Annotated in this window: 18 protein-coding genes; 3 read left to right on the top strand and 15 right to left on the bottom strand. The window is 43.1% G+C overall.

Features of this window, described 5'->3' with window-relative positions:
• Positions 1-9: 9 nt before the first annotated feature.
• The 4 genes from FD05_RS08630 to hisS all read right to left on the bottom strand — a co-directional run bounded on the left by FD05_RS08630 (position 10) and on the right by hisS (position 5,371).
• Positions 10-1,161, bottom strand: a complete 1,152-nt coding sequence (locus tag FD05_RS08630; RefSeq protein ID WP_020280337.1) for a CDP-glycerol--poly(glycerophosphate) glycerophosphotransferase — start codon at positions 1,159-1,161, stop codon at positions 10-12.
• A 100-nt stretch (positions 1,162-1,261) separates the two neighbouring features.
• Positions 1,262-2,137 carry a YitT family protein gene (locus FD05_RS08625; RefSeq protein WP_020280338.1) on the bottom strand — a complete coding sequence of 292 codons (876 nt, stop codon included), beginning with the start codon at positions 2,135-2,137 and terminating at the stop codon, positions 1,262-1,264.
• Positions 2,138-2,273: 136 nt separating this feature from the next.
• Entirely contained in the window at positions 2,274-4,061 is a 1,788-nt protein-coding gene (aspS, locus tag FD05_RS08620) for an aspartate--tRNA ligase (RefSeq protein ID WP_020280339.1), read from the bottom strand.
• A 2-nt stretch (positions 4,062-4,063) separates the two neighbouring features.
• Entirely contained in the window at positions 4,064-5,371 is a 1,308-nt protein-coding gene (gene hisS, locus FD05_RS08615; RefSeq protein WP_020280340.1) for a histidine--tRNA ligase, read from the bottom strand.
• A gap of 366 nt (positions 5,372-5,737) precedes the next feature.
• On the opposite strand from hisS, the gene FD05_RS08610 reads away from it, so the two are divergent.
• Positions 5,738-6,580: an N-acetylmuramoyl-L-alanine amidase family protein gene (locus FD05_RS08610; RefSeq protein WP_020280342.1), complete on the top strand. Its 843-nt coding sequence runs from the start codon at positions 5,738-5,740 to the stop codon at positions 6,578-6,580.
• Position 6,581: 1 nt separating this feature from the next.
• Here the strand turns inward: FD05_RS08610 and FD05_RS08605 are convergent, their stop codons facing one another.
• From FD05_RS08605 to FD05_RS08580, 6 genes are all read right to left on the bottom strand, one after another.
• On the bottom strand, positions 6,582-7,223 hold the full coding sequence (locus tag FD05_RS08605; protein WP_020280343.1) for an HAD-IA family hydrolase: 642 nt from the start codon (positions 7,221-7,223) through the stop codon (positions 6,582-6,584).
• Between the two features lie 61 nt (positions 7,224-7,284).
• Positions 7,285-7,731, bottom strand: coding sequence for a D-aminoacyl-tRNA deacylase (dtd, locus tag FD05_RS08600; RefSeq protein ID WP_039932383.1), 447 nt, complete (start codon positions 7,729-7,731; stop codon positions 7,285-7,287).
• 12 nt (positions 7,732-7,743) lie between these two features.
• Entirely contained in the window at positions 7,744-9,972 is a 2,229-nt protein-coding gene (locus FD05_RS08595) for a RelA/SpoT family protein (RefSeq protein WP_020280345.1), read from the bottom strand.
• A 77-nt stretch (positions 9,973-10,049) separates the two neighbouring features.
• Positions 10,050-10,802, bottom strand: a complete 753-nt coding sequence (locus tag FD05_RS08590; RefSeq protein WP_020280346.1) for a 16S rRNA (uracil(1498)-N(3))-methyltransferase — start codon at positions 10,800-10,802, stop codon at positions 10,050-10,052.
• 2 nt (positions 10,803-10,804) lie between these two features.
• Positions 10,805-11,764, bottom strand: coding sequence for a 50S ribosomal protein L11 methyltransferase (gene prmA, locus FD05_RS08585; protein ID WP_020280347.1), 960 nt, complete (start codon positions 11,762-11,764; stop codon positions 10,805-10,807).
• A gap of 83 nt (positions 11,765-11,847) precedes the next feature.
• Positions 11,848-12,207: a hypothetical protein gene (locus FD05_RS08580; RefSeq protein WP_039932389.1), complete on the bottom strand. Its 360-nt coding sequence runs from the start codon at positions 12,205-12,207 to the stop codon at positions 11,848-11,850.
• A gap of 160 nt (positions 12,208-12,367) precedes the next feature.
• On the opposite strand from FD05_RS08580, the gene FD05_RS08575 reads away from it, so the two are divergent.
• Positions 12,368-12,763: a hypothetical protein gene (locus FD05_RS08575; protein ID WP_020280349.1), complete on the top strand. Its 396-nt coding sequence runs from the start codon at positions 12,368-12,370 to the stop codon at positions 12,761-12,763.
• A 131-nt stretch (positions 12,764-12,894) separates the two neighbouring features.
• Entirely contained in the window at positions 12,895-13,338 is a 444-nt protein-coding gene (locus tag FD05_RS08570) for a hypothetical protein (protein ID WP_020280350.1), read from the top strand.
• Positions 13,339-13,401: 63 nt separating this feature from the next.
• Here the strand turns inward: FD05_RS08570 and lepA are convergent, their stop codons facing one another.
• From lepA to hrcA, 5 genes are all read right to left on the bottom strand, one after another.
• Positions 13,402-15,240: a translation elongation factor 4 gene (gene lepA, locus FD05_RS08565; protein WP_020280351.1), complete on the bottom strand. Its 1,839-nt coding sequence runs from the start codon at positions 15,238-15,240 to the stop codon at positions 13,402-13,404.
• 151 nt (positions 15,241-15,391) lie between these two features.
• Complete coding sequence (gene dnaJ, locus FD05_RS08560; RefSeq protein WP_020280352.1) at positions 15,392-16,540, bottom strand: molecular chaperone DnaJ; 1,149 nt, start codon at positions 16,538-16,540, stop codon at positions 15,392-15,394.
• Between the two features lie 110 nt (positions 16,541-16,650).
• Positions 16,651-18,522 carry a molecular chaperone DnaK gene (gene dnaK / locus FD05_RS08555; protein WP_020280353.1) on the bottom strand — a complete coding sequence of 624 codons (1,872 nt, stop codon included), beginning with the start codon at positions 18,520-18,522 and terminating at the stop codon, positions 16,651-16,653.
• Between the two features lie 27 nt (positions 18,523-18,549).
• Entirely contained in the window at positions 18,550-19,158 is a 609-nt protein-coding gene (gene grpE / locus FD05_RS08550; RefSeq protein ID WP_020280354.1) for a nucleotide exchange factor GrpE, read from the bottom strand.
• A 17-nt stretch (positions 19,159-19,175) separates the two neighbouring features.
• Positions 19,176-20,219: a heat-inducible transcriptional repressor HrcA gene (gene hrcA, locus FD05_RS08545; RefSeq protein WP_039932482.1), complete on the bottom strand. Its 1,044-nt coding sequence runs from the start codon at positions 20,217-20,219 to the stop codon at positions 19,176-19,178.
• Positions 20,220-20,297: the final 78 nt, after the last annotated feature.

Here is a 20,297-nt window from a genome sequence, read left to right as displayed (position 1 = left end):
AGGCACTCCTTAATTAGACCCTAAGAATTTGATGTAACGGTCGATGACCCTCGCAGTAGCCTGGCCATCATTATATGTGTTCCAATGTTCGTTAAACTTATCAAAGTTAACGGCTTTCGATGTCAAAATTTCATTTCTGAGTTGCTCAACCTTATAAACCGGCTCTACCGGTAGCCAGTCGAGAAAATCATCCTGAATTCCTGGATCTTTTTGATAACTATCCAGATCGAACATGAAAAAAATGACTGATTTTGCGTTTGGCAACAAACTAAAGTCAAATGCCACCGATGAGTAATCAGTCACCAGGGTGTCGGCAACCGCCAACAGATCGCTAGTTTCCAATTCATGATAAAACTTAATCTTTGGATTACCAATCCGTCTCATTGGGACTTCCCGATCACGAAGCACCGGGTGCAGCTTCACGACCACCAACGCGTTGGGATCAGCTGCCAAAGCACTTCCAAGTCCCTTGGGTAACTTAAAGTCCTGATGTTCCCGATACGTAGGAGCATACAAAATCACCCGATGATCCTTTAATTCCGGTGCTGAACGATAAATTCGTTCACGTGCCTTCTTCTGCCAATCTTCACTCAGATACTGATCAGAACGGGGATATCCCAACAATTCCATCTTATCAGAATTTTCATGATAGCTATTGACAAAAACTTGGCCCATCGCTTTTGAACCGACAATATATTCATCAAAATGATCATAAACTTTTTGAAATCGATGTTTATCAGAAGAACTGCGCTTCTCAGTGGTGGGATCCTCCCAGCCAAATTTTTTAATGGCACCATCTGCATGCCAAATCTGAACGATTTTGACGAGCGACAGCTTTACTAAACCACCCAAAAACGCATAGTAATTATCACAAATGATGAGCTTAGCCGACATTAATAACGAAACATCGTCCATCACGAACTTTAAACCATCTTTAAATGGTCGCGTTTTGATGCCAAAGGCCGCTAAATCAGTCGCGGCAGCTTCCGTGTTGGGTCGATAAAGAACGTACAACACATATTTATGAGGTAGCCGTTGTGCCAATTGCTTGATGAAATCAACATTATCATTAAAGCTCATCACATACACTACTTTGTTTTTTGGCCGCCAAATATTCAAAATTGAGAATAATTTGATGAGCCATAAGTAAAGGACTTTCAAAATTTTCACCGTATTTCAGTATTTTGTGATCACACACAAAAAATATTATAACATAAACCCTCTGGAGAACTTGTTTCTTAGGAAATTTTTAGAAATCCGGTTAAGGTTTAGGTTCATAAAATCGGCCAAGAATCTTGACGGAATCAGAGATGCTGGCAAAGGCATTTGGATCCGATTCCAGTAGAGCCTCTTCCAACTCGTTCATTTCATACCGTGAAATAACGGTGAATAGAATCGTTTTGGCATCATGCTGATAGGCTCCTTCCGCATTATGGACAATTGTGATTCCTCGTCGCAAATGGTTTTGAACACTATCAATCACTGTGTTCGGCCTGGTCGTGATGATCATCACCTGCATCCGCTGCTGGCGGGTATAAGTCATGTCCATAATCCGCGCGTTGACAATTAAACTCAGCACGGAGTAAAACGCATATGGCCAGCCGTACATAATTGCAGCTGAAATGATAATCAACGAGTTAAATGCAATGTTAATCGTCCCAATCGAATTCCCAGTTCGATGGCGAATGACAATCCCCAAAATATCCAATCCACCTGTTGAAATCCCGTTTCTCAGTGCCAATCCGGTTCCAAATCCATTGACAGCTCCACCGAAGATGGCACAAATAATTGGATCGTGGGTCAACGGAATCGGTTTGAGTAATTGAATCATAAAACTGGACAGGAAAACGGTAATAATCGTAAAGATCGTAAATTCGTGGCCAATTGCCCGCCACGACAAGACAAATAATGGCAAATTCAGTATGAATAAAGCCAACCCAGTTGAAATTTCAAATGGAAATGCCCGGGTACTAATAGTATTCAACAACTGCGCAAATCCGGTAATCCCAGAAGAATAAATATGTCCAGGTGTCCAGAAAAAATTAACCGCAATTGATACTAAAATCGCATAAATAAATGAGGTTGAAATTTTGGTAACGTAAGTATGCCTACGCATTAATTTGGAAACATCATCCATAATAAATCCCCTTCGAAAACTTTTTAAACGTCTTGCCTAATGATAAACGTAATTGACAAAAATTACATTAAAAATCCTGTAATCATTGAATAGATTACAGGATTTTATACAAATTGATTAATTTAAAAACTGTTAATTACTTCTTATCATCAGATTTGGCAACGAATAAGCCAAGATCTTCCAATTGCTTGGTTGCAACAGGTTGTGGCGCACTGGTCAACGGTTCAACAGCCTTCGAGTTCTTAGGGAACGCAATGACATCACGGATGTTATCACGGTCAGCAAGCAAACGGACGAAACGATCCAAACCAATTGCCAGACCACCATGAGGCGGAAATCCGTAATCCAAAGCATTCAAGAAGTAACCAAATTGGGCTTCGGCACTCTCTTTGGTAAAGCCAAGGGCTTCGAACATTTTCTCCTGAAGCGCTCTGGTATGGATACGAATTGAACCACCACCAAGTTCAAGCCCGTTCAAGATGATGTCATAACTTTGGGCATAAGCCTTATGTGGGTCTTCGCCTTCGTTCATCAAGTAATGAACATCATTTTCGTTAGGCATTGTAAATGGATGGTGAGCAGCCACGTAACGCTTCAAGTCAACATCCCAGTCAAATAATGGCCAGTTAACAATCCAGAGAAAGGCAAACTTGGATTCGTCGATCATGTTTTGTTCCTTAGCAATCTCAACTCGCAGATAAGCTAAGGTGTTGGCAACAACCCGACTGTTATCAGCAGCGAACAGTAACAAATCACCAGGCTTGGCTTCCGCCTTTGCCAAAATCTTTTCACGCAGATCAGCATCCTTGAAGAATTTGGCGATTGGACCATTGAAGCCATCATCGGTTACCTTCAACCAGGCAAGACCCTTGGCACCAAAACGTTCAACGTAATCGGCAAATTTGTCGAGATCCTTACGAGAATACTTTTCAGCACCACCAGGAACGGCAATGGCTTTAACTTGGCCGCCATCTTTAACGGCACCAGAGAAGACTTTGAAGTCAACGTCCTTCATGATATCTGAAAGATCCTTCAATTCCATACCGAAACGAACATCGGGTTGGTCGGTTCCATAACGAGCCATTGATTCATCCCAGTCCATCCGCTTGAATGGTAATTTAACGTCAATGCCCATGGCATCCTTCATTACCTTGGCAATAAAGCCTTCGGTGACATCCTCGATTTCTTTCTGATCGGCAAATGACATTTCCATATCAATCTGGGTAAATTCAGGTTGACGGTCACCACGCAAATCTTCATCACGGTAACAACGGGCGATTTGATAATACTTGTCAAAGCCGGCACCCATCAGCAATTGTTTAAATTGTTGTGGTGACTGTGGCAATGCGTAGAACGAGCCTGGATATACTCGTGAAGGAACCAAGTAGTCCCGGGCACCTTCTGGCGTTGATTTAGTCAACGTTGGGGTTTCAATATCGATGAAGCCGTTTTTGTCAAAGAAACTGTGAATTGATTGAATAATCCGGTTTCTTAACAAAATGTTTTTCTGCATCTCAGGACGACGAAGATCCAAGTAACGGTACTTAAGCTTCAAATCTTCGGAAACGTTAATCCCGTCTTGAATGTAAAATGGTGGCGTCTTGGCGGTTGCCAAGATTTTAGCATCGGTAATATCGACTTCAATCTTACCGGTCTTCATCTTAGGGTTAATTTCTTTAGGATCTCGGGCAACAACCTTACCCTTTGCTTCAACAACGTATTCGCTACGCAGTTTGTCGGCAACGGCTAAAGCATCTTGACCGAATTCCTCACTGAACACCAATTGAACGATACCTTCACGGTCACGTAATTCAATAAAAATTAAGCCGCCGAGGTCACGACGTTTTTGGACCCAGCCTTTTAGGACAACTTCCTTGCCGATGAGCTGTTCATCAACAAGGCCAGCATAAGTGGTTCTCTTCATGTCTAATCAATCTCCTCATCATCTGTAAAATATTGGGCAATGATATCATCAAAGTCTTTGAAAATTGAAGCGAGTGAAACTGTGACTTCTTTACCTGTACGCATCTGCTTAACATTGGCAGTCTTATTCTCCAATTCACTTTCACCAATGGTGATCGTGTATTGCGCATTCAACTTATTGGCGCTCTTAAATTGGGCTTTTGGTTTGCGATTAAGATAGTCTCGATCAACAGCGAAGCCATCAGCTCGCAATGCCTGGACAATTTGCAGTGTCAAAACACTGGTCTGTTCGCCAATGCCAACAATGTACGCGTCAAGCTGATCAAGAACTGGGAACTTAACCCCTTGGGCTTCCAACAATACCATCAGGCGTTCCATTCCAAGTCCAAAGCCAATCCCTGGCATTTCTGGGCCACCAAGCTGCTCAACCAATCCGTTATAGCGTCCGCCAGCACAAATAGTTGTGTAGCCGTCACCAAGAGCCTTCGAATTAGCCATGATTTCAAAAATTGTGTGGTTGTAGTAGTCCAGTCCCCGAACCATATCAGGATCAATGACGTAAGGAATATTCAATGCTTCTAGTAAAGACTTAACTCGATCAAAATGTTTTTGAGATTTTTCGTCAAGATAGTCCAAAATTGAAGGTGCATCTTTAACGATTTCCTTATCTCGTTTGTCTTTGCTATCCAACACTCGAAGTGGATTTTTGTGCAAGCGAACTTTGGAATCATCACTTAGTTCATCAAAATGTGGATCAAGGTAATCGATTAACGCCTGACGATAAGCATCCCGAGACTTTTGATCTCCAAGGGTGTTGATTTCCAGTCTGAGGTCGGATAAGCCAAGTTGCTTTAACAAATCCATCCCCATTGCAATAACTTCCACATCTAATTCAGGCTCATCACTGCCAAATGCTTCAACACCGATTTGATGAAATTCCCGCTGGCGACCTGATTGTGGCCGTTCATAACGAAACATTGAGCCCATATAAAAGACTTTAACGGGACGTGGATGCTCCGGTCCATACAACTTGTTTTCAACGAAGGCCCGCACAACGCCTGCAGTTCCTTCAGGACGTAGGCTCATGTGACGATCGCCTTTGTCAGTAAAATCATACATTTCTTTGGTGACAACGTCGGAAGTATCACCAGACGTTCTGGAAAAAACGTCAAAGTTTTCAAACATTGGCGTCCGAATTTCTTGATAACGATAATCGTTAAACAGCATCCGGGCAGTCTCTTCAACGTAGTTCCATTTTTGAGCTTCGCCTGGCAAAATATCAGCCGTTCCTTTTGGTCGTTGATATCTCATAATTGTTTCCTCCCATATTAAATTCCGAAAAAAAAGACCCCTGTCCGAAGACAAGGGTGCAATGCGCACGGTACCACCTTAATTATTTCTCAAGGATAACGCTCGCACGAATAGCATTTCACTATTAACCATCTTTAGCAAAAAGTGTCACTTCAAAATAATCGATGCATTCTTTCAGCAACCGAACGCTCTCTGAAAATCGATTATTCTGATAGTTCTTTTTATCGGTTGAATATTTAACTGTCTTTAAGGTTAGAGTACCAACCACCAAATGTCAAGGGAACATCGACATGATTTCCAATCCGACTGGCCACTTGCGCTGATTTCAACTATAATATTATTATTTGAGTGAGGGAAGATTTAACTGTGAAAAGAATTTGGGAAAACAAAAGCTGGATAGTCGCAACCTTGGCGATCATCATCACGTTCTTTGTGCTGATCGTCTCGTTAGAGTCCAATTCAGTCACCGTGAAGGTCAATCAGTTAAATATCCGCAGCGGACCGGACGTCACCTACTCGGTTCGGGCAAAGGTCAAACAGGGTCAGCGGCTCCAAGTGATTAGTCGCAAGAGCAACTGGATTAAGGTGATCTATCAACACAAGACGATCGGCTGGGTGGCCGCGTGGTTAGTTCAAAACAGTAATGTCCAAAATGTTACTCGGCTGTCAGAAGCCACAATTGTTCTCGATCCTGGCCACGGTGGCTCTGATACTGGCGCGCTGTCGATGACGGGACAGCCCGAGAAACGCTACACCCTCGAAGTCGCCAAACGAGTGGAAAGAAACCTCCAAGCGCGTGGTGCCCGGGTGGTCATGACCCGCAGTTCGGATAAAACCGTCCCATTGGCAGCCCGCCCAGAAATTGCCAATTCTTCTTCGGCAAACCTATTTGTCAGTTTTCACTTTGATTCTTCTGATGAAAATAACGTTGCTTCTGGGTATACCTGTTATTTCTACCACAATGGTGACTCGAAGCAATTGGCAAAGTCTGTTAACGACCAAATGAAAAACTTGCCACTCAGTTCCAGAGGCGTTGAGTTCGGGAACTTCTTAGTAATTCGTGATAATTCAGTCCCAGCGATTTTAATTGAGGGCGGTTATATTAATACCAGCAAAGATTTCAAACAAATTCAAAACCCAACCTATCAAAAAAAGCTTGCTGATGACGTTGTTGACGGCATCGCAAACTATTTTAAAACCAACAATTAAATTATTTGTTTGTCAGCCAAGGGACGAGTTCATTAATTTCTGTGACTCGGATTTCCGGATCTCCGGAATCAACAATTGTCCCATCAGGATCAAACAAACACGAAGCGATATTTGCATTGTGCCCCGCAGCGACATCCAATTTGCGGTCACCAATCATGATCGCTTTTTTTCTGTCCACATGATTGGTTTCAATTAACCAATTAATTGAATCCGGCTTTGGTTTCCGTGGAAAATCCTGATTGGAAGTCACAAAACCACTAAATGAATCCAGTAAGTCAAACTTTTTGAGCATCGTTTTCGCTTGGTCATCCCGATGGGTGAGCAAAAAGTTGCGGCCATTCATCGAAGTGGCAAGTTCAAGTACCTCTTTGGCCCCTGGAAATGGTAATGCATCCTCAACCAGCGTGGTTTGGTACTGCTTATTGAGCTTGCGCAGCTTTTTTTCATCAATTCCATAAAATGCTGAGAACTTGCGAATTGCCGTTCCAACATCGTGTTGGCGCATGATTGTATAAATCTGGACTTTATCAATCTCGACGTCATCGATTTCCAGGTCACCCAAGGCTTGTGCAAATGCAGTCACCATTTTTGGATAAGTGTCAAAAAGTGTCCCATCAAAATCCCAAAACAATTGATTAATCATTCTGTTACTCCTTAAAAAAGCCGAACCACATCGATTCGACTTTGTTTTTTATCTAAACAAATCACTTATTATCTGTATCAAAAATAATTGTTACCGGCCCATCATTTTGAATATTCACAAGCATATCTGCCCCAAAAACACCTGTCTGGACATCCAACCCAGTTTGTCGGAGACTTTCATTCAGCTGTTGATAAACTTTGTCGGCATGCGCTGGTTCCCCAGCCTTTGTGAAACTCGGCCGGTTGCCCTTCTTGGTGTCCGCGTATAGCGTGAACTGGGAAATGGATAAAATTGCCCCATTCACTGCGTTAATATCGAGGTTTAATTTACCGTTCTCATCTTCAAACACTCGTAGTTTACTAATTTTGTGGGTCAGATATTCAACCTCTTCATCGCCATCAGTGTCGCTGACGCCAACCAGCAGGGCAAATCCCTTGCCGATCCGGCCGTGTACTGTACCATCAATGCTGACCGAAGCTTCTTTAACCCGTTGCAAAACCACTCTCATTCAGCTAAACTCCTATCTAAATTTTCGTTCGACCAAATAAACGTCGTGAACGTTTTTAATCGCACCGATCAACCGCTCCAGTTGTTCCAAATTGCGAACACCAACTGCCAGGGTGATCGTTGCCATTTTGTTGTTGTCAACCTGCCCATTTACCGAAGAAACCGACTTGGTGACACTGTTGACTGCCGTTAACACATTAGTTAACAGGCCTGCCCGATTGTAACCTTGAACCGTGAGACTGGCATCGTAAATTGTCCGTTCTTCAGGGTTGTCGGCCCAAGCAACTTGAATCAATCGTTCACCATTTTCTTCAGCTGTCCGAATGTTTGGGCAGTCGACCCGGTGAATGGAAACCCCACGGCCTTTGGTAATATAGCCAACGATCTCGTCGCCTGGTACTGGGGTACAACAATGACTTAAACGAACCAACAGGTTGTCGACGCCTTCGATCACAATCCCATTTGAAGATTTCCGCTTCTTTTGCTTCTTGGTACTTTCGGTATCTTCGGAAATTGTCTGGTGGCCTTCCAAAACTTCTTTTTCGGCCTGATCTTGACGCTCTTTTTTGAGTTGCGCCCTGGCATCTTCAGTTAACCGATTGATTACACCAGTTGGCTGAACATCGCCGAAACCAACTGCTGCCAATAAATCGTCAGCGTGCTGATAATGCATGTCAACAGCAGCTTTCTCCAATTTATCAGGAATCATGATTCGACTGGGTTCAAAACCAGCTTCGCGGAGTTTCCTTGAAATCAGATTTTTACCGTCATCAATATTTTTCTCACGGTCTTCTTGTCTGAAGTACTGTTTAATCTTATTTCGTGCTCGTCTAGTGTGAACCAGCTTCAGCCAATCACGGCTGGGGCCTGCAGATCCAGTTGCGGTAATAATGTCGACGATATCACCGGTTTTAACCTGGTGATCCAGCGGCACAATTTTTCCGTTGACCCGCGCACCCGTCGTATGATTCCCCACTTCAGTATGAATCATGTAAGCCATATCAAGTGGTCCTGCACCCTTAGGGAGTTCATAGACATCCCCTTTAGGCGTAAAGACGTATACGTGGTCTCCAAACAACTCACCTTTGACACTGTCCATAAAATCAGCAGCGTCATCGGTATCTTCTTGAAGTTCGATGATCTGTTTAAACCAGTTGAGTTTATTGTTGTCCTGTGACGTTTTGACGGCACTCGTGATGCCTTCCTTGTATGCCCAGTGAGCAGCAATACCAAATTCAGCAACCCGGTGCATTTCCTCGGTTCGAATCTGTACTTCTAAAGGCTTGCCTTCAGGTCCAATGACCGTGGTATGCAGTGACTGATACATGTTGGCCTTGGGCATCGCGATGTAATCCTTGAACCGCCCCGGCATTGGTTTCCATTCTGAATGAATGGCACCCAAAACGGCATAACAGTCCTTAATTGAGTCAACGATTACTCGAATTGCCAGCAGGTCGTAAATCTGGCTGAACTGCTTGTGCTTCTCCACCATTTTCCGGTAAACCGAGTAAATGTGCTTTGGTCTGCCATAAATTTCGGCTTTGACGCCAAGAGCAGAAATAGCTGATTTGACTTCTTTAATGGCTTTTTCAATATAATCCACCCGCTGGTCACGTCGGGAATTCATCAAATGGACAATTCGATAGTATTGCTGAGGGTTGAGGTATCTTAATGAGATATCTTCAAGCTCCCATTTGATGGTTCCAATACCTAAACGGTCCGCAATGGGTGCATAGATTTCCAACGTCTCGCTGGCAATCCGGCGCTGCTTATCTGGGCGCAACGATTTAAGCGTCCGCATATTGTGCAGCCGGTCTGCCAGTTTAACAATCATGACTCTAATATCTTTACACATTGCCAACAGTAATTTTCGGTGGTTTTCTGCCAGCCGTTCTTCGCTTGATTTATACTTAATTTTCGACAGCTTGGTTACCCCGTCGACAATTAGGGCAATATCGTGGCCAAACAGCTCTTGAATGTCGCTTAAAGTAGCACCGGTATCTTCTACTACATCATGTAGGAAACCCGCTGAGACCGTCTCAGGATCCATATGCAAGTCGGCTAAAATACCTGCAACTTGGGTTGGATGTGTAATGTAGGGTTCACCAGATTGCCGTTTCTGGTATTGATGCGCAATTTTAGCAAATTTATAGGCTTTACGAATCTCATCAACATGTTCCTTGTTCATGTATTCAGAAACCTTGTCAATGACATCGTCTGGTGTCCAAATTTTAGTCGCCATTGTATCAACTCTTCTCTCATTTGCCCGCAGGCGTTCATCAATTCTTCTTTATCATAATAATATCATTGTTGTCAAAGTTATTCAGCAAACGCACTCAGTTCGGTGAGTACGGAAATGGCACTTAAGAAATAGAGTGGGGCCGTTTCTGTTCGCATAATGCGCGGACCAAGACCAGCTAATATGAAGCCATGTGCCTTTAGGTCCTCAATTTCAGACTCACTGACACCGCCTTCCGGTCCAAATACAGCAACAATCGAACCGCCCTTTGCAGTCTGTTTGACTGCTTTAACCAAATTAGCTTCTTCACCCTGCTTCGCTGATTCTTCGTAAGCCACCAGCTTGGTGTCAAAATCCAACTGAGTTAAGGCCTTCAGTCCGTCGAGATATTCGACGGTTGGCACAATGTTTCTGTGCGACTGCTCGGCAGCACTTAACGCCACTTCATTCAAGCGGGCAATCTTCTTTGCAGCCTTTTGATTCCACTTCACGACCGACCAATTCATCGGCATGAAAATAATGTGAGCAACGCCAAGCTCAGTTGCCTTTTGAACGATCCATTCGGGTTTGTTGCCCTTTGAAAGACCGCTGACAATTGTCACATTCACTGGTAGTTCAACATCTTTATTAGTTGGAGTGAGAATCTTGGCCTTGACAATATTTCCGTCCAATGCGCTTACCTGAGCTTCAAAAACTTGATGGTCAGGGGCGACTAATTCAAAGTGATCGCCAACTTCGGCGCGTAATACTTTTCCCAAGTGATGGCCAATATTGCTGGGCAATGTAACGGATTCGCCGGTTTTTAAAGCTTGATCCAAAAAATAATGTTGCATCGTTAATCCTCATCCTTTGGCTTTTGTGCAATGATTCCATACCAATCTTTCATTTTCAAAGTTTCAATAATTTCAAATCCCTGATCGGCCATCGCGTCCCGGACAGTTTCAAATTTATCTTTGATGATTCCCGATGTCAGAAAATAACCATTCGGCTTCAAATTGTCCCACGCTTGTGGAACAAGTGGGATGATAATTTCTGCAAGGATATTGGCGACCACGATGTCAACTTGTTGGTGGATTCCTTTAAGCAGGTCATTGGCCGCTACATGAATATCTTTCGCGGCAGGATTGAGTTTAATGTTTTTTTCGGCTGAGCGAACTGCAATCTCATCGACATCAAAAGCGTTGATTTCACCAGCACCCATCAGTTTTGCGGCAATGCTCAGTACGCCCGAGCCGGTTCCAACATCCAAGATCGATTCGCCACCCTGCATCACAATTTCCAAGGCTTGAAGCGATAATCGAGTCGTTGGGTGGGTCCCTGTTCCAAATGCCATTCCAGGATCTAATCGGAGAATCTTTTCTTCCGGAACTTTAGGTTGGTAATCCTCCCAGCTGGGCACAATTGTCATGAATCGAGAGACTGAGACTGGATGATAGTACTTCTCCCAAGCCGTCTGCCAGTCTTGGTTGACAACCGGTGTTAAATTCACTTCAACTGGGCCAGGGTTGAGTCCAAATGCAGTCAAACCACGGACCTTGGCCGCAATTTGATTGGCCTGTTGATCAATCTGCTGGTTATTAGGATAGTAAGCAGACACAATAGCTCCCTGAGAAATATGGGTTAAATCTTTTGGATCAACGATTTCCCCGTGGTCACCATAGCGTCCCGGCTTTAGTTTTTCGAAATCTTTGGCATCTTCAATGGAAACACCCGCTGCGCCGTGATCCATCAAAATATTAGAAACAGCTTCAACTGCTTCGCTGGTTGTGATAATTGATAATTCAGTCCAATCCATGAATTTCTCCTTTATCTGATTCTAAAGTGAAAGCTGGCTTCAGCCCAATTTAGGCAAAAACCAGCTTCCTGTTAGAATCTATCTCACTTAGACGCACTGTCAGATACTTCATGCTCATGTTCCTTTTGTTTCTCTTTCTCTCGAGCACGAACCTTAGCTTCATGCTTCAAAAGGTGCCCTTCCAAGTAATTAAGTAGCTCAGATTCATTTTCAAAAATCCGGGGATGCTTTTGCTTATGCAGACGCAAATCAATTTCGTTGATTCGTTGTCTGCCAGTCCACTTATGACTGTATCGAATAATAAGCCGGTTATCCAAGCGTTCACGACCAAATCTAAAAATGTAAATATTGTCCGGGGTCAATAAAGGCCGAATATATTCTTTTTTATAGAAATAACCATTTTTTCTCAAATACTGTTTTGTTCGACTTAGAATAATAAACACCTCCCAGCTTATTAAATTTTAATTTTTAAAATCGAATAAAAAACGAATTAATATATATAATAATTGAATGTGAGATAAAACGCAAACATTTTCGCATAATCAATCAAAGTTGCACTCCTTAATCAGTTTATCATATGATGTAGTAAAGGAGCTGAGAATAATGGAATTATTTCGCGTTCGATTTATTAATAAGATCCGCCCTGATACCATCGAGATTCGCTATCGGGCAGTTCTGGAGTCACATTCAAGTGATACGATTTTTGAAGGCCATCAGCTATTCCTAAGAAGTTATTTAGATACGCACATTCTTAAATCAGGAGAGGTTGCCCTCAAAGCAATTTATAATATTTTTTCTGCAACCCCTCAAAATTTGGTGCTTGATCAGGTTGCTTTTGAACAGTCCCACGACCGCAGCTTGTTAGAAGTTCCGACAAAGCAATTTTTTGACCAATACATTATTGATAACGACCTGCTTGATCGCGTTGTCCACCATCAAGGCGAAGGCAATGCGCCGATCGTCGACACAAAACTCGTTACTGAATTACGAATTGGCTAATCCATTTTCCCGTCAAGTTTTCAAAAGTTTGACAGTATATGACATTTGTCATATGGTAATTGTGACAGGGTAAACAGGTACAGGTTCTGAGCTTTTATCATCAAATTTTTAGTCATTTGGGGGAAATGAATATGAATACTAGAGAAAAGATCCAGGCCGTCCTCGATAGTGATGACAGTGCCTATCAAATCCAGAAGTTAACGGGGGTTAACTCCTCAATTATTATCAGATTAAGAAACCACACCAGACGGGTCGATAATCTATCATTGAATACGGTTGAAAAACTGGAGCGGTACTTTGACTATCATGTTAAACATGAAAATGCCGATGCACCCACTTCAATTCAACTTTCTCACTTCCGCCATCGCCTGATCAACCTTTTACAAGAATTGTACGAGATTCAGCAGGCAAAAGTTGAATCCTCTGACGCCCAGCCGGATGAAAAAGCCATGACGGCTGCCGTCGAGCAATTATTTAATGATGTCATCAGCAACAAATTAGAGTTGGAGCATTTGGAAACCATCTATAGTCATATTGCCCCAAATTGTGACCGCATGGAAGCTGAAGCGAAATAAATCAATTTCAAAAATCCCATTACTTGGATGAAATTCCGGGTAATGGGATTTTACTTTAGTTATTTATTTGTCGCCTTTTTCTTCCTCGTCAGTTTGAAGGACGGCCATAAAGGCTTCTTGCGGGATATCAACCTTCCCGACAGCTTTCATCCGCTTCTTACCAACTTTTTGTTTCTCCAACAGTTTCATCCGTCGGGTTCGATCACCACCATACAACTTGGCAGTAACATCCTTTCGGTATGCCTTAATGTTGGTTCTGGCAATGATTTTGGCCCCGATCGCAGCTTGAACTGGAATCTCGAAGTTTTGTCGTGGGATAATATTCTTCAATTTGCCAACAATGTCCCGCGCACGGGGAGCCGCAAATTGACGATGAGAAATGAAGCTCAGAGCATCCACTTTTTCACCATTTAACAAAATATCAATTTTAACCAGATCACTTGGTTTGTAGTCTTCCAACTCATAATCCAATGACGCATAACCCTTGGTACTGGATTTTAATTTGTCGAAGAAGTCGAAAATAATTTCAGATAACGGCATGTGATAAATCACATTCACCCGATACTCGTCAAGATATTCCATCGTGTCAAATTCACCACGTCGACGTTGGCACAGTTCCATCACGGGTCCAACATAATCGTTAGGAACCATGATGGTTGCCTTGACGTACGGTTCGGAAATTTGTTTGATCGATGAAACATCCGGCATTTCAGATGGATTCTCAACCGTTTTCGACTCACCGTCAGTTAATTTCACTTCATACGTAACGGATGGTGCCGTGGTAATCAATTCAAGATTGAATTCCCGTTCGAGTCTTTCCTGGACCACATCCATGTGAAGCAGACCCAAAAAGCCACAACGGAAACCAAATCCTAACGCTTTGGAGATTTCGGGCTCAAATTCCAAAGCGGCATCGTTTAATTTTAATTTTTCCAAAGCTTCACGCAAATCGTCAAACTTAGCGTTGTCAGTCGGATACAGTCCGGCATAAACCATTGGATGCATTTCCCGGTAACCCGGCAATGCCTCATCAGCGGGATCCAACGCGTTGGTTACTGTATCACCGACTCGAGTTTGGGTGATGTCCTTAATGCTGGCAGTAATATAGCCCACATCCCCAGACATCAAATAATCGCGCTTCACTGGTTTCGGTGAGTTGACACCAACTTCAGTCACTTCGTACTCGCTGCCGCTGTTCATCATTCGAATTTTGTCACCAGGCTTAACGGTGCCTTCAAATAAACGAACGCTCAGCACAACGCCTCGATAATCATCGTAGACCGAGTCAAAAACCAAAGCCTTTAATGGCCCTTCAACGTCGCCATCAGGAGCAGGGATTTTATGCACAATCTGTTCCAACAGTTCTGGAACCCCAATTCCCTTTTTAGCGCTGGCCAAGACAGCATCAGAGGCATCCAGGCCGATGACATTTTCAATTTCAGTACGGACTTTTTCCGGTTCAGCAGACGGCAGATCGATCTTATTAATCACCGGCACAATCTCCAAGTTATCGTCAATTGCCAAGTACACATTGGCCAAAGTCTGAGCTTCAACCCCTTGCGCAGCATCGACAACCAGCACAGCGCCCTCACAGGCAGCCAAGCTTCGTGAAACCTCATAGGAAAAGTCGACGTGTCCTGGGGTGTCAATTAAGTGAAACTCGTAATCGTGACCATCTTTTGCATGATAAGTCAGCTCAACGGCATTCAGTTTAATCGTAATGCCCCGCTCTCGCTCAAGATCCATGTTATCCAACAATTGATCCTTCATGTCACGTTTAGCAACGGTATCCGTCATTTCCAGGATTCGATCAGCTAAGGTCGATTTCCCATGGTCGATGTGAGCAACGATGGAAAAGTTTCGAATATATTTTTGATGTTCTTTCATTTTTTCTAAATCCATGTTGTATTCTCACTTTCATTTGTTTAACTATTTACAATTATACCAGCGATTAACGTTTATCCAAAGTCAAACGGGATTTGCGGAAGTTATTTTACATAAAAAGAGGCCAACAACGGCTAAACCAGCCGGCTGACCCCTGTAAATGATCATGTTATTTATCAAAAGCGTCTTTCATCTTGTCAAAAAAATTACTACCACCCTTGCCGGCGATGTTATCACCGCTGGCTTTGGCAAATGCTTCAAGTGCAATCTTTTGGTTCTTATTAAGCGACTTTGGTGTCACAACATTGACAGTGACTCGTTCATCACCATTCCCGTTACCACGAAGACGAGGTGCACCCTTTCCTTTCAGTCGGAAGGTTGTCCCAGTCTGAGTTCCAGCAGGCACTTTCAGCTCAACATCGCCATGAACTGTCTTGACTTTGATCTTACCACCAAGTGCAGCTCGGGCAAATGTGATCGGCTGGTTGACATAAATCGTTGCACCATCACGCGTGAAGTCCTTACTTGGCTTAACTCGGAAAACAATGTACAAATCCCCGTAAGGACCACCATTGTCGCCGGCTTCACCTTGGCCTTGAAGCCTCATCTGCTGGCCATCATCGATTCCAGCTGGCACATTAACTTCAAGTTCATGACGTTCGTCAGTTTTACCGCTACCGCCACAAGTTGGGCACTTCTCTTTAATTTCTTTACCAGTACCATGGCAGACAGGACAAACTTGTCGTGACTGCATTCTGCCCAATGGTGTATTGGTTTCAGTAGTCACATATCCACGGCCGCCACAGTTAGAACAGGTGACTGGAGACGTTCCTGGTTTGGCACCAGTTCCGCCACAAGTCTTACATTGTGCTTCACGATTATATTTAATAACCGTCTTCTTGCCAAAAATGGCTTCTTCAAATTCAAGCGTCATCTGGTATTGAAGATCACGGCCTTGCTGTGGTGCTGAGGGATCGGTTCTTTGTTGACCACCGCCGAAGAATTGGCTGAATATGTCATCAAAACCAAAGCCACCGGCATCGCCGCCGCCAAAGTTACCAAAACCGCCACCTTGGCCACCACCAAATCCGGCACCAGCACCATCGGCTGAACCGTATTGATCATAATTGGCCCGTTTTTGCGGATCACTCAGCGTTTCATACGCTTCGTTAATTTCTTTAAATTTTGCTTCAGCATTAGGAGCCTTATTAATGTCTGGATGCCACTTTTTAGAAAGCTTACGATAGGCGTGCTTGATTTCGTCATCGCTGGCGTCCTTGGAAACTCCAAGAATATCATAATAATCTTTTTCTGCCATTAGAAACTCCCATCCTCATTCAATTCCTTAACCATGATAATATACCATATTTTAACAAAAAGCCAAAGCCAGCCGGCCTTGACTTCTCATCAAAAATATTAGCTTAAAGATTACTTTTTATCATCATCGTGAACTTCGTGGAAGTCGCCGTCAACGGTGCCATCGTCACCCTTGCCGTCAGATTTACCATCAGTTGAACCACCCTTGGCACCTTCACCGGCAGCAGCGCCACCGTCTTTAGGAGCTTGTTGTTGATACAACTTAACAGCTAAATCTTGAACGATCTTGTTAAGATCATCCTTCTTTGACTTCATTTCGTCAACGTTGTTATCTTCTTTGGCTTTCTTAAGGGCATCACGAGCATCTTCAGCCTTCTTGATTTCGTCGTCTGATACTTTACCTTTAACATCTTTAAGGGTCTTATCAGTCTGGAAGATCAATTGGTCAACTTCATTATTCAAATCAGCTGATTCCTTACGTTGCTTATCAGCCTCTTCGTTTTCCTTAGCTTCCTTCATCATCTTTTGAATTTCATCGTCTGAAAGACCTGATGAATCCTTGATGGTGATCTTTTGCTCTTTACCAGTTCCTTTATCCTTAGCAGAAACGTTAACGATCCCGTTTTTGTCAATATCAAACTTAACTTCGATTTGAGGAACGCCACGAGGAGCAGCTGGAATGTCAGTCAACTGGAATTGACCCAACGTCTTATCGTCAGCAGCCATTGGACGTTCACCTTGTAGAACGTGAATGTCAACGGCTGGTTGATTGTCAGCAGCAGTTGAGAAGACTTGTGACTTGCTGGTAGGGATGGTTGTGTTACGGTCAATCAACTTCGTGAAGACACCACCCATGGTTTCAATACCAAGTGACAATGGGGTAACATCAAGCAAAACAACATCCTTAACATCACCGGTAATCACACCACCTTGAACGGCAGCACCTAAAGCAACGGCTTCATCAGGGTTGATTGAGTGGTTTGAATCCTTGCCAGTCCATGACTTAACAGCTTCTTGGACAGCTGGAATACGAGTTGAACCACCATTTAAGATAACTTGGTCAATGTCTGAAGTGCTTAACTTAGCATCCTTCAAAGCATTGTCAAATGGAACCTTGGTCTTAGCAACCAAGTCTGAAGTCAATTCATTGAACTTTGCACGAGTCAATGTAGTTTGCAAATGAAGTGGACCATTGTCGCCGGCAGAAATAAATGGCAAACTGATTTCTGATTCAGTGACACCTGAAAGGTCTTTCTTAGCTTTTTCAGCAGCGTCCTTTAAACGTTGTAATGCCATCTTGTCTTTTGACAGGTCAACGCCATTATCCTTCTTGAAGCCCTCAACCAACCAATCAATGATTCGTTGATCAAAGTCATCACCACCAAGATGAGTATCACCGTTAGTTGAAAGTACTTGGAAGACACCATCACCTAACTCAAGGATGGAAACATCAAAAGTACCACCACCTAAATCGTAAACCAGGATCTTTTCATCTTTGTCCTGCTTATCCATACCGTATGCCAAAGCTGCGGCGGTTGGTTCGTTGATAATTCGCTTAACATTTAAGCCGGCGATTTTACCAGCATCTTTAGTAGCTTGACGTTGAGCATCATTAAAGTATGCAGGAACAGTGATAACGGCGTTTTCAACCTTATCACCAACGTAATCTTCAGCAAATTCCTTGATGTATTGAAGAATCATTGCTGAAATTTGTTGTGGTGTATATTTCTTACCTTCAATATCAACGGTGTAACCTTGTTCACCCATGTGACTCTTGATTGAACGAACCGTATTTGGATTGGTGATTTCTTGTCGCTTGGCAACTTCACCAACCTGTGGCTTACCATCTTTAAATGCAACAACTGATGGTGTCGTACGAGCACCTTCTGGGTTTGGAATAATTTTAGGCGCGCTGCCTTCAAGAACAGCAACGGCAGAGTTAGTAGTTCCTAAATCAATACCAATAATTTTATTACTTGCCATAAATAATCCTCTTTTTCTTTTAAAGTTTTATTTTGCTACAACAACCATTGCTGGTCGGAGAACCCGGTCCTTCAAACGGTATCCGTCTTGTAGGACCTGAACAACGGTGTCAGCTGGATGATCATCATCAGCTGGCGAAGTTTGAACAGCTTGATCAAACTTAGGATCAAATGGTTTATTCAACGCATCAATCACTTCCACCCCGTTATCAGACAAGGCTTTGTTGAAATGCTCGTAAACCATTGAAACACCCTGCTTAAGTTGCTTGCCACTTTCGTCGGTGACATCAACTTTAAGGGCTCGCTGGAGATTATCAACAATTGGTAAAATGTCATGTGCCAACTGCTGACCATCATATTTGATCAAGTCAGCTTGTTCTTTCTTGGCATGGGTTTCAATGTTTCGCATATCCGCCTCTGCCCGCAAGAACTTGTCTTCCATTGCATCAAGTTTCTTCTGCAATTCGACCACTGTGTGTTTTAATTTTTTAGTTTCATCTGAATCATGGGCCTTGGTCTTATCAGCCTTAGTGCCATGTTTAACTGCTTCTTTAGCAGCTTGATCTGGTTGAGTTGATTTTTCTTGCGTTGGCCCACTTTGATTCTTCTTGGCTGAATCATCTTTGTTGTCTGCCAAACAATCGCCTCCTTAAATTAATCATTATCATCATCGTAATAACCGAGCAGCTTCTTCGTCAATTCTTCCCGCAAAGCGCCGACAATTCCAATGACCTTTGAGTAAGGCATTCGGGTTGGTCCAATCACAGCAATCACACCGTGGCCATACTCTTTCAAATCATAAGTTCCAGTAATAATACTATAATCTTTCAACAGGTCGTTTCGAAGCTCGCCGCCAATTCGAACCTGAACATCTTTGGAATTCGGATCGATAATCTTTGAAACCGAATCCTCAGTGCCAAGCAAATTGTACAGTGGCTTAAGACGATCAATGTTTTGCCGTTCAGCGAACTTCAACAAATTCAGCTCGCCATCGACATGCACTTTATCACGTCCAGCTTCATCCAGCATATCCCCAAAGATTTTCAAGAATCCTTCAGGTGTCTGAATATACTTGGTCATGAGCATTGGAATATCAAATTTCAATTTGTCCATGACATCCTTTAATGGCTTGCCAACCAACTCGGTGTTGATGATGTTCACAATTGTTTCCAACTGTTCAGATGAAACGTTTGCCAGTCGGAAAATCTTGTCGATCACATGGCCGGTGTTGGTGACAATAATTGCCATAACCTGCCGATCGTCCAATTTAACCAACCTGAAACCGCCAAGTTTCAAGTTGTCACCGGACTCGGGATTAAATGTCAAGGCCATATAATTGGTTAAGTCTGACAAGACCTTCGCCGATTCTTGAACAATCTCATCAATTCGATTGAATTCGCTGTTGAAAGAAGTTTTGATTAAATCTTCGGCACCTTCATCAAGTGGATCTGGTTGGACCAGGTTATCAACATAATACCGATAGCCTTCAATCGAAGGAACCCGGCCTGATGAAAAGTGTGTCTTATTAATTAAGCCCTTTGATTCAAGTGCAGCCATGTCATTTCTGACCGTCGCGGAACTAACGTGGGTCGGAAACTCCTCAGCCAATGCCTTGGAACCAACTGGCATTCCCGTTCTTGTGTAATCACGAATGATTATTTGAAGAATATCTTTTTGCCTATCCGTTAGCACCCAAATCACCTCTTTTTAGCACTCAATATACCCGAGTGCTAAGGCACATTTATAATTTAACAAACCATATGTTATAAGTCAAGG

Source organism: Lentilactobacillus otakiensis DSM 19908 = JCM 15040, assembly GCF_001434145.1.
GTDB lineage: Bacteria > Bacillota > Bacilli > Lactobacillales > Lactobacillaceae > Lentilactobacillus > Lentilactobacillus otakiensis.
This window is presented reverse-complemented; position numbering and strand designations above follow the sequence as displayed.